This is a genomic window from Streptomyces apricus (genome assembly GCF_008369065.1).
In the GTDB taxonomy this organism is placed as follows: Bacteria; Actinomycetota; Actinomycetes; order Streptomycetales; family Streptomycetaceae; genus Streptomyces; species Streptomyces apricus.
In genome coordinates, this window is record NZ_VDFC01000003.1 from 1 (window position 1) to 14,421 (window position 14,421).

Genomic DNA, 14,421 nt, shown 5'->3' on the forward strand with positions numbered 1-14,421 from the left:
CCCACGCCCAGGACGTCGACTGCCGCGACTTCACCTACCAGGAGGAGGCGCAGTCGGTGTACGACCAGGACCCCACCGACCCGAACCGGCTCGACGAGGACCAGGGCGCGGACGACGGCATAGCCTGCGAGGTCCTGCCCCGGCGCCCCGTCCCCGCCAGCGCGGCCGCCACCGCTCCGGGCCTCAGCACACCGGCCGTCGGTCCGTCCGCCACCGCCACCTCGGCCGCCAGCCCTTCGGCCACCGGTTCCCCCGCCACCGTCCGGCCCACGCTCGGCGTACGCGCCGGCGTCGGCGGCGCCTCCGCCTCCGGCCCCTCGGACCGGGACGTCGCCCTCGGCACCGCGCTGGGTGCCGGCGCCCTGCTCGGCGCGGCCGGCTGCCTCGTCCTGCGGCGCCGTGCCCGGTCCCCGCACGTGCGCCGGGCTCCGGTCAGCTCCGCGAGCCGCGGAAGGTAGCCAGGAACGTCTTCAGCGCGCGCTGGTTGGCCTTCGTGTCCCAGTCCGCGTCCGGGGTGGTCCAGCGCAGGGAGAAGCCCTCGCCGCCACCGAGGAGGAAGCCCCGCCCGAACGTGCGTACCCGTGTGCCGTCGGTCTCGTCGACCCACTCCATGTCGGCGGCCTCGCGCCCCTGGTAGGTCGTCGCGCGGATCGCGCCCACCCTGTCGTAGCCGGGCCCCCGCCGGAGCGCCGGCTCGACGGTGTCCCGCCACACCGCGACCGGGTCGGAGCCGACCCGCGTGCTGTAGGTGACGGCCAGGTTCCGCGGGTCGCCCCCGTCGCCGAAGACGACGCGGTACGAACCGTCCTTCGCGCGCCCGGTGTCGAGCCGCTGCCAGCCCTCCGGCAGCGCGACGGCGAACCCCTCCGGCGCCGTGTGGACGCGGAAGCCGTCCGGAAGGGCCCCGCCGGTGCGGGAGGGCGACGGCGAGGGCCGCGGCGGCGACGTGGCGGGAGCGGAGCCGGAACCGGAGCCGGAGCCGGAGCGTGAGTCGGACGGCGCGGGGGACGCCGTGGCCGGGCCGGAACCCGGTGCGCCCGGCCCGTTCCCGTCGCCGGCGCTCGGGAGCACGCCCGCGGGCCGGGAGGCCGTGGCGTCGGCGACCGCCGAGGAGCCGGTGCCTGAGTCGTCGCCGGTCAGGGCCAGGGCCGTGACCGCCACGGCGACGGCGGCGACCGCCGCGACCCCGGCGAGCGCCGCCCGGTTGAGGTTCCGCCCTCCCTCCACCGGGTCCATGGAGGCATGCCCGGAGGGCGCCGCCCGCGGGGGTGCCGGCGGCAGGTCCGCGACGTCCTCGCCGAGGACGCGGCCGAGCGCCGCACGGGCCTCCGGCCCGGTGAGCCGTTCGTACGGGTCCTTGTGGAGCAGCCCCTGCACGGCCTCGGCCAGCGGTCCGGCCCGCCGGGGAGTCCGCAGCGGCAGCCGCACGATCGCCTTGTACGTCGCCTCCGGCCGGCCCCGGTCCCGGAAGGGCGGGCGTCCCTCGGTCATGGTGTGGAGCAGCGCGCCCAGCCCCCACAGGTCCGCCGGTTCGCCGTACGGTTCGCCCCGTGCCTGCTCCGGGGACGCGTACGCCGGTGCGCCGATCCGCGCCGCGGTCCCGGCCCCCGCCAGGCCGTAGCCGGCCACGACCACCCCGCCGTGGTCGCGTACGAACACCTGGCCGGGGCTCAGCTCGCCGTGGACGATCCCTTCCTCGTGCGCGGCCTCCAGGACGTCGAGGAGGTCGAGCCCGATACGGGCGGCCCGTACGGGATCGAGCAGGCCGTGCTGTTCGAGGAACTCGCCCAGCGGTACGCCGTCGATCCACTCGACGACCGTCCACAGGCTGCCGAACTCCTCGGTCACGTCGACGACGTCGATGACGTTCGCGACCCCGCTCGGACAGCGCACCCCCATGACCTCGGACGCGTAGGTGATCCCCGCCAGGGCGTGTCCGGCCGCGTCCCGCGGCGCGCCGGGCGGCAGTTGTGTCTGCGTCAGCAGCCGCGGACGCGCGTACTGGGTGTCCTCGCCGTACCAGCAGACGCGGTTGACCTCACGGTGGACCACCTCGTGCAGCCGGTATCTGCCGGCGACCAGCTCGTTCGCAGTGGGACCCGTGTCGGCCATGCCCATCCCTCGCTGAAGCCGTGCTCCCGGTCATCGGTCACCAGGAGTACGCAGAGGGCCCTGTCCCGTGTTCAACGGATCCGGAAACCACTCGCGTCCGGGGCTCCGGAAGGCCTCCGGGACACGAGGTGCGAAGGGTTTCGGACACGGGGAAGCGGGACGTGCGACCTCCCCAGGCTCCACGTCCCGCTTTCCCGCGACATGGGGCCACTACCCCCGCTTCCCGCCGTTACTCCACCGATCTTCGCGCCGGCCCGGTTTCTCGGACGCCAGGTGCGTATGCGGCGCAGGAGGGGGTACATGCGGGCGAGCATCTGGTGAAGGCGGACTGCATGAATTCATTGATCAAGGGCGGAGGCCGGATGGCGCCGCAACGCGGGCGTATGGAGACCGCCGTCGCCCTGGAAGGCGATTCGTACTGCATCGCCGAGGCGCGTCATCTCGCGGCCGGCTTCCTCACGGAGGCGCAGGCCGAGCACGGTCTGCCGGTGACGGCCCGTGCGATGGACCTGACGCAGCTGGTGGTGAGCGAGCTGGTCACCAACGCCATGAAGTACGCGCCGGGACCGGTCCTGCTCGACCTGCGCATCGTCGGCGGAACGCTCGAAGTGTCGGTCTGGGACAGCGACCCGGTGCTGCCGATCGCCAGAGCCGCGGACCCCGGGCGGGTGGGCCAGCACGGTCTGGAGATCGTCATGGCCGTCTGCGAGGGCTTCGAGGTGCAGCGGGAGCCGGTCGGCAAGCACATCACGGCCCGGATCGCCCTCCTGTCCGACCTCGGTCCGGCCGCCCGCTGACGTGGTCCCGGCGCCTGGTTGCCGGGACCACTTCAGCGGATACGGGTCAGTCCACGACCACCGCGCCCAGCGGCACCGCGACCCCGCCCGTGCGCGCGAGCGCGCCGCCGAAGTTGCCCTCGACCTCGAACTTCTCGGCCGCGTTCGGATACGGATTCGTGCAGGCGGTGCCCGCGCTGGAACCGGACATCAGGCTCGTGCACGGGCCGGGCTTGCGATCCGGCAGCCCGAGGATGTGCCCCAGTTCGTGGGACGAGATGCGGATCGTGTTGTAGCCCTGGTCGACCGCCTGCCGTCCGATGTAGACGGTGCCGTTGCCCAGTGAGGTGGTCAGCGCGCGGGGCCAGCCGTTGTCCGCGAGGATGCGGATGTTGGCGCGCTGCCCGGACGCGACGGGCCGCAGTTCGACGGCGTCGACGCTCTCGTTCCAGATCGCGGCGCCCCGGTCGACCGCGGACTTGAACTCCGCGGAGGCGCTCGCGTCGTAGGTGACGACCCGGGCGGCGGCGCGGTCCGCGACCGGGGCCGGGGCGGCCGCGGCCTGACCGCCCATCAGGGAGAGGGTCACCGCCAGGACCGCGGCGAACGAGCCGGTCAGCTTCCGGACGTGCATGGTCGACCTCCTTGTGGGGGGAAGGTAGTCGTGCACATGACATAACACCCTGGCTCCCTGCCCGGCAAGGGCGGCCGCCAATCCGTCGATCGGCCAGACGGACGCACGAGCGGCACGGAACGGACGGACCAGCCGAACGGGCCGAGCCGAGCCGAGCCGAGCCGAGCCGAGCCGAGCGGGAACGACCCGAACGCACAACAGGGCCCGGCCCCACCCGGGACCGGGCCCCACAACCTACCGCCTAGCGCGTCAGCCCTGGCGGGCCTTGAAGCGCGGGTCCTTCTTGTTGATCACGAAGACCGTGCCGCGCCGGCGCACCACCTGCGCGCCCGGCCTGGCCTTCAGCGAGCGCAACGACTTGCGCACCTTCATGGCTCCTCCTCCTGCTCCGGCGCCGGCCCGGCGTCAGCGGGTCGCCGACGCCGAACGGCCGTAGCGCCGCTCGAACTTCTCCACCCGGCCCGCGCTGTCCATGACCCGCGCGCTGCCCGTGTGGAAGGGGTGACTGGCCGAGGAGACCTCGACGTCGATCACCGGATAGGTGGCACCGTCCTCCCACTCGATCGTCGCGGACGAGTCCGCGGTCGAACGGGTGAGGAACGCGGTGTCCGAGGCGCGGTCGCGGAAGACGACCGGGCGGGAGACGGGATGAATTCCGGACTTCATGGGGTTTCCTTCCTCGCAGCCGTACGCCGGGGCGCCACGGCCTGGTTCATCGCTCCTCGCGGAAGAGGACGTGCTCCCCCGCCACCCGGTCGTACTTGCGCAGGACCAGCCGGTCGGGGTCGTTCAGACGGCTCTTCCGGGTCACGTAGGTCGCGCCGGTTCCGGCCGTGGACCTCAGCGTCACCACCGGACGCGTGTCTCTGGCAGCCATGAACGTCTCCTTTCACACCCCCGGACACCCCTCTGGCTTGAGGGGGCCATGTCATTCACATGCGGTACAACCCACGCCCCCCGGGTGGTATTCCCCCACCGCGCACCGGCGCGGGTGCCGCCGGACAGCCCTCACGAAGTACGGTTCCGGCCCAGGTGGAGCGATAGGGTTCCCGACATGAACGCACGGCTGGATCTGCTCGCCACGGTGGCCCCCGGTGCCCCGGAGAGCGAAGTCTTCCGGCTGGCGCTGCAGCACGCGGTGGGAGAGCTGGGCGCGCTCGGCGCGGCGGTCCACCTCCGCGGCCCCACGTCCGCGCTGCGCCTGGTGTCCGCGGCCGGCCTGCCGTCCGCCCTCGTCCGTTCCTGGGAGATCGTCGACCAGGAGGGGCCCTCGGCCCCGGCGCTCGCCCTCCAGCGGGGCAGCGGTGTGTGGGTCCCGCTGGAGCCCGGCAATTCMCCCGTCCGGCCCGACGGCCCCGCCTGGCCCGGTTCCGGTCTCGCCGCCCTGCCCCTGTCCAGCGGGGACCGCCGCATCGGCGCGCTCACCGTCCTGACGGGCGACCGGGGCGAGCCCGCCCCGCGGCAGTGGGACTTCCTGCGGGCGGTCGTCGCCTGGACCGAGGAGCGCATCCTCCAGGCACCGTCGCCGTCCGCCCCCGTGCCCGCCCGGCCGGACGGCGAGCGCCGGCGGCGGACGCTGAAGGAGGTCGGCGTCGGGGCCTGGGACTGGGACATCCGCACCGGCGCGCTGACCTGGGACGAGGCGGCGCTGGAGCTCTACGGCATCCGCCCCGCCGAGTTCTCCGGCCGGATCGAGGACTGGATGCGGATCGTCCACCCCGACGACCTCGCCCCGACCCTGGCGGCGGCGCAGCGGGCCATCCGGGACCGGGGCGTGTACGAGGCCGACTACCGGGTGCGGCGCCCCGACGGCTCGTACGGCTGGATCCGGGCCCGCGCCCGGACCACCTACGACGAACGCGGTGAGGCCCTGCGGATGGTCGGCGTCGGCTGGGAGACCGACGAGCCGCGCTCCGCCCGCGACGCCCTCGGCCGGGCCCTGCGCCACATGAGCGACGGCTTCCTGGCGGTGGACGACCACTGGCGGATCACCTTCGCCAACCTGGAGGCGGAGCGCACCCTGGGCCACTCCGAGGAGGAGCTGTTCGGGCGCTGCCTGTGGGACCTGGCCTCCGCGACGAAGGTGCCCGGCCTGGAGGCACGCTGCCGGGCGGCGGCCCGGCAGGGGGAGCCCGTCGGCTTCGACGTCCGCGTGCCCAGGAGCGGGCGGGTCTTCCACGTACGGCTGGTCCCGGGACCCGACGGCCGCACGCTCTACTTCACCGACGTGACCACCAAGCGGCGCCTGGCCGTGGAACGGCGCACGGCCGAGCGGGCCGCGGCCGAACGGGCGGCCCGGATCACGGAGCTGACCACGGACCTCGCCAGGGCGACGACCTCGCAGGACGTGGTGGAGGCCGTGGCCCGGCGGGTGCTGCCGCCGTTCGACGCCACCGGGCTGCTGATGCAGGTGGTCGAGGGCGACCGGCTGCACCGGGTCGGCGCCGTCGGCTACGCGCAGGAGTTCCTGGAGGCGGGCGAGGTCCGCACCAGGGGCTTCGGCGACCCCGCCTGGGACCCGATCACCTCGGGCACCCCGTTGTTCCTGTCGTCCGTGGAGGAGTTCGTCGCGCACTCGCCGGCGCTGGCCGACGTGCCCGCCCTGGCGGGCAAACAGGCGTGGGCGTTCCTGCCGCTGGCCGCGTCCGGCCAGACGTTCGGCGTGTGCGTCGTCTCCTTCGACCGGCCGCGCCTGCTGAGCGACGAGGAACGCACCCTGCTGACGACCATCAGCGCCCTCGTGGCGCAGGCCCTGGAGCGGGCCCGGCTCTACGACGCCGAGCACGCCCGCTCCCGCGAGCTGCAGCGCAGTCTGCTCCCCCAGGGTCTGCCCCGCCTGGCCGCCTGCTCGGCCGCCGCGCGCTACCTCCCCGCGGGCCAGGGCATGGACGTGGGCGGCGACTGGTACGACATCATCCCGCTGTCCGGCGGCCAGGTCGCGCTGGTCGTCGGCGACGTGATGGGCCACGGCATGCCCGAGGCGGCCACCATGGGCCGGCTGCGCACCGCGGTCCACACGCTGGCCGACCTCGAACTGCCCCCCGACGAGATCATGAGCCACCTGAACGACGTCGTCGGCAGCCTGAACGAGGAGTCGTACGCAACCTGTCTGTACGCGCTCTACGACTCCACCACCCGGACCTGCTCCATCGCCCGCGCGGGGCACCCCCCGCCGGCCCTGCTGCACCCCGACGGTTCCGTGCACTTCCCGGAGCCGTCCGCCGACCCGCCGCTCGGGGCGGCCAGGCCGCCGTTCGAGACGCTGGAGATGGCGGTGCCCGAGGGGAGCCTGCTCGTGCTCTACACGGACGGGCTGGTCGAGTCGGCGAAGCGGGACATCGACACGGGCATGGCGGAGCTGGGCCGGCTCCTGCGCCGTACCCACGAGGACGGCACCAGCGCGGACCTGGAGCGCCTGTGCGACACCCTGACGGCCGCTCTGCTGCCCGCCGAGCAGCAGGCGGCCGACGACGCGGCGTTCCTCGTCGCCCGGCTGCACGCGCTGCCCGCCGACCGGATGGCCGCCTGGCCGCTGCCCAGGGACCCGAAGGCCGCCGGCCAGGCCCGCCGCCACGTCCGCGGGCAACTGGCCGACTGGGGTCTGGACGACCTCGTACCCACCACGGAACTGCTGGTCAGCGAGCTGGTGGGCAATGTCGTACGCCATGCCAGGGGGCCCGTGCGGCTGCGCCTGCTCTACGACTCCGGGCTGATCTGCGAGGTCTACGACGGCAGTCTGACCATGCCCCGCATCCGCCGCGCGAAGGAGAGCGACGAGGGGGGCCGCGGACTGCAGCTGGTCAGGTCCCTCTCGGAGCGCTGGGGGGTGCGCTACACGCCGACGGGCAAGTGCATCTGGACCGAGCAGGTCCTGCGCGGCCGCGGTGACCGGCAGGACGGGGGCCCGGACGACGCGCGGGACGCCGTGCTGTTCGACGCGGACCTGTTCGCCGCCGACCTGGACGTGCTCCTGTCCGGCGAGAACGACACGTAGCCGTCGGCACGCAGCCGTCCCCACCATGTGGCCGCACGGCGGCGGCCGGGCGGTACGGACGGACGGCGCGGCCGGGCAGGGGCCTGTCGCATGCGTGGCGGAGCCCGGGTCGCACGGCCCGTGGTGCGGCCGTGCGACCCGGGTTCACCGGCCGATGCGCTCGCGCGGCCCGGGCTCCGAGGCGAACTCCCACACGGAGGGCAGCTCCCGTTCCCGGGCCTCCGCGCGCGCCTGCTCGACGCCGTAGAGCAGGCCCCAGGTGAAGCCGGCCTCGCCCGCGGTCTGCGCGGTCACGGCGAGGTCCCTCAGTACGGTCCGGGCCACCACACTGTCCTGGTGGTCGCCGAGGACCTTCTGCACCGCCTTGACCCGCTTGCCCAGCTCCTTGGCCGGCTTCCCGAGGGCCGGGCGCGCCACCTCCGTCGCGTACCTGACCTTCTTCGCCTCCTTGCGCGCCTCGTGCAGCGCCACGTCGCGCTCGGGGCCGGGCGGCAGCTCCAGGGCCTTCGTCATGCGTCCGGCGAGCCGCCCGTACTCCTTGCGGACGGCCTTGGCCATGACCTTGTCGGCCCTCCTGCCGGCGTCGGCGGCCAGGGGCGGCCGCTCCAGCAGCGCGGCGAGGGAGTCGAGCAGGGCGAGGTAGCGCGGCGAGCCGAGGGCCTCGAGCGTGCGCCGGTGGGACGCGGCGCTGCCGGTGACGTCCCACACCCGCAGCCGCGCGGCGACGGGCCCGAGGACCAGTTCCTGCGGCAGGGCGTCGATCTCCCCACCGAGCCGCTCGTGCAGTACTTCGTGGTCGCGCTCGGCGCCGAGCTCACCGGCCAGCCACTTCAGTTCGCCCCGGACCGGGTCGATGGCCTCCCGGTCGAGCACGGACCGGTAGGACCGCAGGCAGCTGCGCAGGCGGCGGCAGGCGACCCGCATGCCGTGCACGGCGTCGGGCAGGTCGCGCCGCACGGCCGGGTCGAGCGCGGTCAGGACCCGGACCTGCTCGCGCGCGTACGCGAGGACCTGTGCGCCCGCCCGGTCCGGGGCGGGTCCGCCGGACCCGCCGGACCCGCCGGACTCCTCGTGCGGCGCGGCTTGAGTGCTCCCGGCCCCGGTCTCGTCGAGCGCCCGGGCCAGCTTGGACGGGGACTGCGCGCGGGCGACGCCCTTCTTGCGGAGCTTCTTGTCCACGGCGTCCAGGAGGGCGGGGTCGGCGTCCTCGGCCAGCTCCACCTCCAGCTCGTTCCACGCGGCGCTCGCGCCCCCGTCGCGCAGGGAGTCCGCGCGGACCGTGTCGACGGACAGCTCCGCGCGCACGGTGCCGTCGGCGTCGACCAGGTGGCGCACCTCGCGCGTCGAGCGGATGCGGACCACCGGAGCCAGTGCGGCCCCCCGGGTGCGGGACAGGGCCAGGGCGAGCAGGTCGTCGGGAACGGTGTCGGTCAGGGGCGACCTGATCTCCTCCCGGGTGTCGCCCGACAGCGGCAGCTTCAGATGCCACCCGGCGTCGGCGCCGCCGGTCCTGCGGCGCAGCGTGGCCGAGGAGCGGGACAGCCGCAGGTCGTCGGTGTCGTAGTAGACCGCGTCCAGCTCCTGGAGGTCGCGGTCGACGACCGCCGCGACCCCGTCCACGCGATCCAGCTTGGACAGCCAGGATTCATCGGCGGATGCGGGAACCTCGTACTTTCGCTCTGTCTCTCGTGTCGACTGGGCCATTTATTACCGGTTGACACGATCCGCCGGACGAAACGCGAAACCGGGCATCGCGTCGGTCCCGCAGCGCGTGTCACCGGTGCCCCGTCGCCTCCGTGTCCGACGGCTCCAGGCCGATCGCCCGGCCCGCGGCGTCCCACCGGACCTCCAGGACACGCTCGACCGCGTCCCGGTCTATGGGCCCGAACAGGTGGGGGAACAGGACGTCCCCGGCCACCCCGGGCGGCGGGACGGGGTCCGCCGCCTCGTACTCCAGCCTGGCGGTGAGGCGTTCCTCGTCGAGGAGCAGGACGAGCAGCGGCCTGGGCGCGTCCCGGTAGAAGGCGTCGGCCACGGCCAGTGTGGTCGCCTCGTCGGGAGAGCAGTGGACGAAGCCGTCCTCGGCGAGGGAGGCGGGCGCGTAGGGGGCTTCGGGGCGTGCGGCCCAGTCGGCGAGCGGTACGGCGTGATAGATCATCGTCCGGTTATACAACAGCGGCCGGCAGCAGAAATAAAAGGGCCGGAATTGCTTGATCCGTAGCCACGGCGCCCGCGGATTGGTCGGAAAAAGAATTCGCCCCGATCGGGTGATCGACCAATCCGCCCTGCTTCCGGAACCGGATTCCCCACGTGACGGACGAAGAGAAGCAGACGCGAACGACACCCGGGTGGGTGCGGCCGGCGCTCGCTGCGCTGAGCGGCCTCCTCGCGGGTTTCGCGGCGCTCGCCGTCGCCGAACTGACGGCGGCGTGGGTGCGCCCGCAGGCCGGTCCCGTCGTCGCGGTCGGCGGCGCGGCGATCGACCGCACCCCCGCGTCCGTGAAGGACTGGGCGATCCGGAATTTCGGCACCGACGACAAATTGGTCCTGCAACTCGGGATTCTCGCCGTACTGGTGCTGTTCGCGATCGCCCTGGGTGTTGTCGCCCTGCGGTACCGGCGCGCCGGGGCCGCGGGAGTCCTGCTCTTCGGTGTCGTCGGGGCCGCGGCGGCGCTCAGCCGGCCGGACTCGGCCGGGTTCACCGACGCGCTGCCCTCCGTGGTGGGCGCGCTGGTGGCGGCGGGGCTCCTCTACCTGCTGATCGGCAGGCTGCGGACTCCTGCCACCGCTCCGGTCACCGCTCCCGCGGATTCCGGTGCGGGGCCCGAGGACGGCTCCCCCCCGGAGCCCGGCTGGGACCGCCGGGGGTTCGTCGTGGCGGCGACCGCCGTGGCGGCGGCTTCCGCCGGCACCGGTCTGCTGGGCCGTTCGCTGAGCGGCTCGGCGAGCCGCGACGCCGTGGCCTCACGGGCCGACGTGGTGCTGCCCGTGCCGGATTCGCGGGCGCAGCCGGTGCCGAAGGGCGCCGGGCTGCGCATCGCCGGCATCAGTCCCTTCATGACCCCGAACGGGGACTTCTACCGCGTGGACACCGCGCTGGTGGTGCCCAAGGTGGACGCGACCTCCTGGAGGCTGCGCATCCACGGCGACGGCGTCCGGCGGCCGCTCACGCTCACCTTCGACGACCTGCTGCGGCGTGAGCTGGTCGAGCGCGACATCACGCTCACCTGCGTGTCCAACGAGGTCGGCGGCCCCTACGCCGGCACCGCGCGCTGGATCGGCGTACGCCTGGCCGACGTGCTGGCCGAGTGCGGGGTGAAGCCGCCCTCCAAGGGCGGACGCGCCGACCAGTTGGTGGCCCGCTCCGTGGACGGCATGACGATCGGCAGCCCCGTCGAGGACCTCATGGACGGCCGGGACGCGCTCCTGGCCGTGGGGATGAACGGCAGCCCGCTGCCGTTCGAGCACGGCTTCCCGGTCCGCATGGTGGTGCCCGGCCTGTACGGCTACGTCTCGGCCTGCAAGTGGATCGAGGACATCGAACTCACCTCGTTCGACTCCTACGACGCCTACTGGGTCAAGCGGAAGTGGGCCCGCCGGGCGCCGATCAAGACGCAGTCGCGGATCGACACCCCCAAGCCGTTCGCCCGCCCGAAGGCCGGTTCGGTCATGGTCGCCGGGGTCGCCTGGGCCCAGCACCGCGGCATCGACAAGGTCGAGGTGCGCATCGACGACGGGCCCTGGCGGGAGGCCCGGCTCGCCGCCGAGGACTCGCGCGACACCTGGCGCCAGTGGTCCTACGACTGGCAGGCCGCCAAGGGCGGTCACACCCTCAGCGTGCGCGCCACAGACCGCACGGGCGAGGTGCAGACCGCGGAACGGACCGGCACCGTCCCCGACGGCGCGAGCGGACGCCACTCCGTCGTGGTGACCGTCGACTGATCCCCCGAACCACCACCCGTAAGCCATCCCCTACGAGCCATTTTCCCCACCCCCGAACGGACGCAGCCCCGGTTGCGTCGAACCATAGGAGAGATCATGAACACCCGTATCCGCCGTATCGCCGTCACCGTGACCGCCGCCGCCGTCCTGCCGCTGTCCCTGAGCGCCTGCTCCGACAGCGACAGCGACTCCGCGAAGTCGGACTCCTCCAGCAAGGCGTCGGCCCCCGCCACGGCGTCCGACGACAGCATGGGCAGCTCCGGCGACACCGCCGCGAAGGACGAGCCGTTCGGCCCGGCCTGTTCGTCGGTGCCGGCCAGCGGTTCCGGCTCCTTCGACGGCATGGCCAAGGACCCGGTCGCGACGGCCGCCTCCAACAACCCGGCGCTGTCCACCCTGGTGACCGCGGTGAAGAAGGCCGGTCTGGTCGACACCCTGAACAACGCCAAGGACATCACGGTGTTCGCGCCGACCAACGACGCCTTCGCCAAGATCCCGAAGGCCGACCTGGACAAGGTCCTCGCCGACAAGGCCACGCTGACGAAGATCCTCACGTACCACGTCGTGGGTCAGAAGCTCGCGCCGAAGGACCTGGAGAACGGCTCCTTCCCGACGCTGGAGAAGTCGAAGCTGACGACCTCCGGCTCGGGCGAGTCCTACAAGGTCAACGACTCGGCCAAGGTGGTCTGCGGCAACGTGAAGACCGCGAACGCCAACGTCTACATCATCGACACCGTCCTGATGCCGACCAGCTGACGGGATGTGCCACGCCGGGTCGCCGTCAGGGGGCGGCGGCCCGGCGACCGGTCTCCCTCGACGGGGAGGGAGACGGAGGTGGCCGGGGCTCGGAGCCCCGGCCACCTCCTGTGCCGGGCCCCCGGTGGGACGGACGTCCGCGGGTACGCTGCCTGTATGAGGCAGGAGGGGGCGGGAGAAGCCGGGGACGCCGTCGCGACCGCGGCCGGCGCGGAGATCACCACGACGGACTGCCGCCAGTGCGGCGCCCAGGTGAGCGGGCTCAACAACAGGTACGCCTGTTCCTACTGCGGCTGGGTCAACCACTGGTCGGAGGGCTCCAACGTCCTGCCGTCGGCCGAGGACGACCCGGACCACCCCGGCCACCGGCGAGGGGGCGCTGAACGGCAGCCGGCGGACCACTGACGGGTCAACTGTTCCACGGGTGGGCCCGGTTGGCGTCGGCACCGGACGCGGCGCCCTCCCGGGCGGATTCCGGGTAGGTCCGGGCCCCACGGTCTAGGGTGGGCCGCATGCCCGCTCCCGAACTGATCCGCATCGTCTCCCGCGACTCGCCCATGGCCCTGGCCCAGGTGGCGCGCGTGCGCGCCGAGCTGGCCGCGCTCCACCGCGGGACGCGTACCGAGGTCGTCCCCGTGAAGACGACCGGCGACCGGTGGATGGGCGACCTCTCCCAGGTGGAGGGCAAGGGGGCGTTCACCAAGGAGGTCGACGCCGCCCTGCTGGCCGGCGAGGCCGACCTGGCGGTGCACTGCGTCAAGGACGTGCCCGCCGACCGGCCGCTCCCGGCGGGCACCCTGTTCGCGGCCTTCCTCGAGCGGGACGACATCCGTGACGCGCTGGTCCACCCCGGCGGGCTCTCCCTGGACGAGCTGCCGCCCGGCACCCGGATCGGGACGTCCTCGGTACGCCGTGTCGCGCAGCTCGCCGTCTCGCACCCGCATCTCACATGTGTGCCGTTCCGCGGCAACGCCAACCGGCGCCTGGAGAAGCTCGCGGCCGGCGAGGCGGACGCGCTGCTGCTCGCCGCCTCAGGGCTGGAGCGCATCGGACGCACCGACGTGATCACCGAGGTCCTCTCCCCCGAGACGATGATGCCGCCGATCGGCGCGGGCATCCTCGCCCTCCAGTGCCGCGAGGGCGACACCGCGGTCATCGACGCCGTCAGTGCGCTCGGCCACGCGGACACCCACCGGGAGGCCACCGCGGAGCGCATGTTCCTGCACGTCCTCCAGGGCCACTGCAACTCGCCGATCGCCGGTTACGCGGCGGCGACACCGGGCGGTGAACTGTCCTTGCGGGCCTGCGTGTTCACCCCCGACGGCAAGACCAGACTGGACGCCCACGAGTGGGCCGGACGCCTGGACCCCGCCACGCTCGGCACCTCCGTGGCCGTCGCGCTGCTGCGCCAGGGCGCGCGGGACCTGATCGACTCCATCGACCACTGACCCGGCACCACCCTCCTCCCTGCACCTGATGTCCATTTGCCTAAACGCTTTAGGCAAATGCATAATCGGTTGTGCCCAGACCGAGAGGGAGGAAGCCTATGGTCCGCGCGGGTCTGACGACGGAGCGGCTGGTACGGGCGGGCGCCGAGCTCGCCGACGAGGTCGGCTTCGACCAGGTGACCGTCTCGGCGCTGGCCCGGCAGTTCGACGTCAAGACCGCGAGCCTGTACTCGCACCTGAAGAACTCCCAGGACCTCAGGACGCGGATCGCCCTGCTCGCCCTTGAGGAGCTCGCCGACCGGGCGGCGGCCGCCCTGGCCGGGCGCGCCGGCAAGGACGCCCTGACCGCGCTGGCGAACGTCTACCGCGATTACGCCGCGGAGCACCCCGGCCGCTACGCCGCCGCGCAGTTCAGGCTCGACCCCGAGTCGGCGGCCGCGAGCGCGGGCGGGCGGCACGCCCACATGACACGGGCCGTCCTGCGCGGCTACGACCTGACCGAGCCCGACCAGACCCACGCGGTCCGGCTGCTGGGCAGCGTCTTCCACGGCTACGTCAGCCTGGAACTGGCCGGCGGGTTCAGCCACAGCGCCCCCGACTCCCAGGAGTCCTGGACCAGGATCCTCGACTCCCTCGACGCCCTCCTGCGCAACTGGCCCGCCGCGTAGGCCGGGCACCGCCGCCCTGCCGCGCAGACCGGGCACCGCCCCGTCGCGCAGACCGGGCCCGGGCCCTTCATCCGACCGACCGAACCGACGA

15 protein-coding genes are annotated in these 14,421 nt (G+C 73.5%); 8 read left to right on the forward strand and 7 right to left on the reverse strand.

Annotated features, from left to right (window positions below):
• A partial coding sequence (locus FGF04_RS39850) for a hypothetical protein (RefSeq protein WP_188113905.1) occupies positions 1–458 on the forward strand: 458 nt, incomplete at its 5' end.
• Here the strand turns inward: FGF04_RS39850 and FGF04_RS00405 are convergent.
• Complete coding sequence (locus FGF04_RS00405) at positions 433–2,112, reverse strand: serine/threonine-protein kinase (protein WP_328596265.1); 1,680 nt, start codon at positions 2,110–2,112, stop codon at positions 433–435. The genes FGF04_RS39850 and FGF04_RS00405 overlap by 26 nt on opposite strands.
• Positions 2,113–2,444: 332 nt before the next feature.
• Between FGF04_RS00405 and FGF04_RS00410 the strand changes: the two genes are divergently transcribed.
• On the forward strand, positions 2,445–2,909 hold the full coding sequence (locus FGF04_RS00410; protein WP_149509147.1) for an ATP-binding protein: 465 nt from the start codon (positions 2,445–2,447) through the stop codon (positions 2,907–2,909).
• Between the two features lie 46 nt (positions 2,910–2,955).
• On the opposite strand, the gene FGF04_RS00415 is transcribed toward FGF04_RS00410, so the two are convergent.
• The 4 genes from FGF04_RS00415 to rpmG all read right to left on the reverse strand — a co-directional run bounded on the left by FGF04_RS00415 (position 2,956) and on the right by rpmG (position 4,399).
• Positions 2,956–3,522 carry a snapalysin family zinc-dependent metalloprotease gene (locus FGF04_RS00415; protein ID WP_149509148.1) on the reverse strand — a complete coding sequence of 189 codons (567 nt, stop codon included), beginning with the start codon at positions 3,520–3,522 and terminating at the stop codon, positions 2,956–2,958.
• A gap of 249 nt (positions 3,523–3,771) precedes the next feature.
• On the reverse strand, positions 3,772–3,894 hold the full coding sequence (ykgO, locus tag FGF04_RS00420) for a type B 50S ribosomal protein L36 (RefSeq protein ID WP_058921773.1): 123 nt from the start codon (positions 3,892–3,894) through the stop codon (positions 3,772–3,774).
• A 33-nt stretch (positions 3,895–3,927) separates the two neighbouring features.
• The gene (locus tag FGF04_RS00425) at positions 3,928–4,188 is read right to left on the reverse strand and encodes a type B 50S ribosomal protein L31 (protein ID WP_149509149.1); all 261 of its coding nucleotides are present in this window, start codon (positions 4,186–4,188) and stop codon (positions 3,928–3,930) included.
• Positions 4,189–4,234: 46 nt separating this feature from the next.
• Entirely contained in the window at positions 4,235–4,399 is a 165-nt protein-coding gene (rpmG, locus tag FGF04_RS00430; protein WP_149509150.1) for a 50S ribosomal protein L33, read from the reverse strand.
• Positions 4,400–4,576: 177 nt separating this feature from the next.
• On the opposite strand from rpmG, the gene FGF04_RS00435 reads away from it, so the two are divergent.
• Positions 4,577–7,516 carry a SpoIIE family protein phosphatase gene (locus tag FGF04_RS00435; RefSeq protein WP_149509151.1) on the forward strand — a complete coding sequence of 980 codons (2,940 nt, stop codon included), beginning with the start codon at positions 4,577–4,579 and terminating at the stop codon, positions 7,514–7,516.
• A gap of 144 nt (positions 7,517–7,660) precedes the next feature.
• On the opposite strand, the gene FGF04_RS00440 is transcribed toward FGF04_RS00435, so the two are convergent.
• Both FGF04_RS00440 and FGF04_RS00445 read right to left on the reverse strand, forming a co-directional pair.
• On the reverse strand, positions 7,661–9,220 hold the full coding sequence (locus FGF04_RS00440; RefSeq protein ID WP_149509152.1) for a CYTH and CHAD domain-containing protein: 1,560 nt from the start codon (positions 9,218–9,220) through the stop codon (positions 7,661–7,663).
• Positions 9,221–9,290: 70 nt separating this feature from the next.
• The gene (locus FGF04_RS00445) at positions 9,291–9,674 is read right to left on the reverse strand and encodes a DUF952 domain-containing protein (RefSeq protein WP_149509153.1); all 384 of its coding nucleotides are present in this window, start codon (positions 9,672–9,674) and stop codon (positions 9,291–9,293) included.
• A gap of 152 nt (positions 9,675–9,826) precedes the next feature.
• Here FGF04_RS00445 and FGF04_RS00450 point away from each other — a divergent pair, with 152 nt between their 5' ends.
• From FGF04_RS00450 to FGF04_RS00470, 5 genes are all read left to right on the forward strand, one after another.
• Positions 9,827–11,458, forward strand: a complete 1,632-nt coding sequence (locus tag FGF04_RS00450) for a sulfite oxidase (protein ID WP_149509154.1) — start codon at positions 9,827–9,829, stop codon at positions 11,456–11,458.
• 96 nt (positions 11,459–11,554) lie between these two features.
• Positions 11,555–12,214: a fasciclin domain-containing protein gene (locus FGF04_RS00455; RefSeq protein ID WP_149509155.1), complete on the forward strand. Its 660-nt coding sequence runs from the start codon at positions 11,555–11,557 to the stop codon at positions 12,212–12,214.
• Between the two features lie 156 nt (positions 12,215–12,370).
• Positions 12,371–12,619 carry a hypothetical protein gene (locus FGF04_RS00460; protein ID WP_149509156.1) on the forward strand — a complete coding sequence of 83 codons (249 nt, stop codon included), beginning with the start codon at positions 12,371–12,373 and terminating at the stop codon, positions 12,617–12,619.
• A 107-nt stretch (positions 12,620–12,726) separates the two neighbouring features.
• The gene (hemC, locus tag FGF04_RS00465) at positions 12,727–13,662 is read left to right on the forward strand and encodes a hydroxymethylbilane synthase (protein ID WP_149509157.1); all 936 of its coding nucleotides are present in this window, start codon (positions 12,727–12,729) and stop codon (positions 13,660–13,662) included.
• 98 nt (positions 13,663–13,760) lie between these two features.
• Positions 13,761–14,330, forward strand: coding sequence for a TetR/AcrR family transcriptional regulator (locus tag FGF04_RS00470; RefSeq protein ID WP_149509158.1), 570 nt, complete (start codon positions 13,761–13,763; stop codon positions 14,328–14,330).
• The last annotated feature ends 91 nt before the right edge of the window (positions 14,331–14,421 follow it).

What these genes read in the sequence shown, in the direction of transcription:
- FGF04_RS00425 (WP_149509149.1), bottom strand. Translation starts at nt 4,188, where the DNA reads ATGAAGTCCGGAATTCATCCCGTCTCCCGCCCGGTCGTCTTCCGCGAC.
- ykgO (WP_058921773.1), bottom strand. Translation starts at nt 3,894, where the DNA reads ATGAAGGTGCGCAAGTCGTTGCGCTCGCTGAAGGCCAGGCCGGGCGCG.
- FGF04_RS00405 (WP_328596265.1), bottom strand. Translation starts at nt 2,112, where the DNA reads ATGGCCGACACGGGTCCCACTGCGAACGAGCTGGTCGCCGGCAGATAC.
- FGF04_RS00455 (WP_149509155.1), top strand. Translation starts at nt 11,555, where the DNA reads ATGAACACCCGTATCCGCCGTATCGCCGTCACCGTGACCGCCGCCGCC.
- FGF04_RS00415 (WP_149509148.1), bottom strand. Translation starts at nt 3,522, where the DNA reads ATGCACGTCCGGAAGCTGACCGGCTCGTTCGCCGCGGTCCTGGCGGTG.
- hemC (WP_149509157.1), top strand. Translation starts at nt 12,727, where the DNA reads ATGCCCGCTCCCGAACTGATCCGCATCGTCTCCCGCGACTCGCCCATG.
- FGF04_RS00460 (WP_149509156.1), top strand. Translation starts at nt 12,371, where the DNA reads ATGAGGCAGGAGGGGGCGGGAGAAGCCGGGGACGCCGTCGCGACCGCG.
- FGF04_RS00445 (WP_149509153.1), bottom strand. Translation starts at nt 9,674, where the DNA reads ATGATCTATCACGCCGTACCGCTCGCCGACTGGGCCGCACGCCCCGAA.
- FGF04_RS00470 (WP_149509158.1), top strand. Translation starts at nt 13,761, where the DNA reads ATGGTCCGCGCGGGTCTGACGACGGAGCGGCTGGTACGGGCGGGCGCC.
- FGF04_RS00440 (WP_149509152.1), bottom strand. Translation starts at nt 9,220, where the DNA reads ATGGCCCAGTCGACACGAGAGACAGAGCGAAAGTACGAGGTTCCCGCA.
- FGF04_RS00410 (WP_149509147.1), top strand. Translation starts at nt 2,445, where the DNA reads ATGAATTCATTGATCAAGGGCGGAGGCCGGATGGCGCCGCAACGCGGG.
- rpmG (WP_149509150.1), bottom strand. Translation starts at nt 4,399, where the DNA reads ATGGCTGCCAGAGACACGCGTCCGGTGGTGACGCTGAGGTCCACGGCC.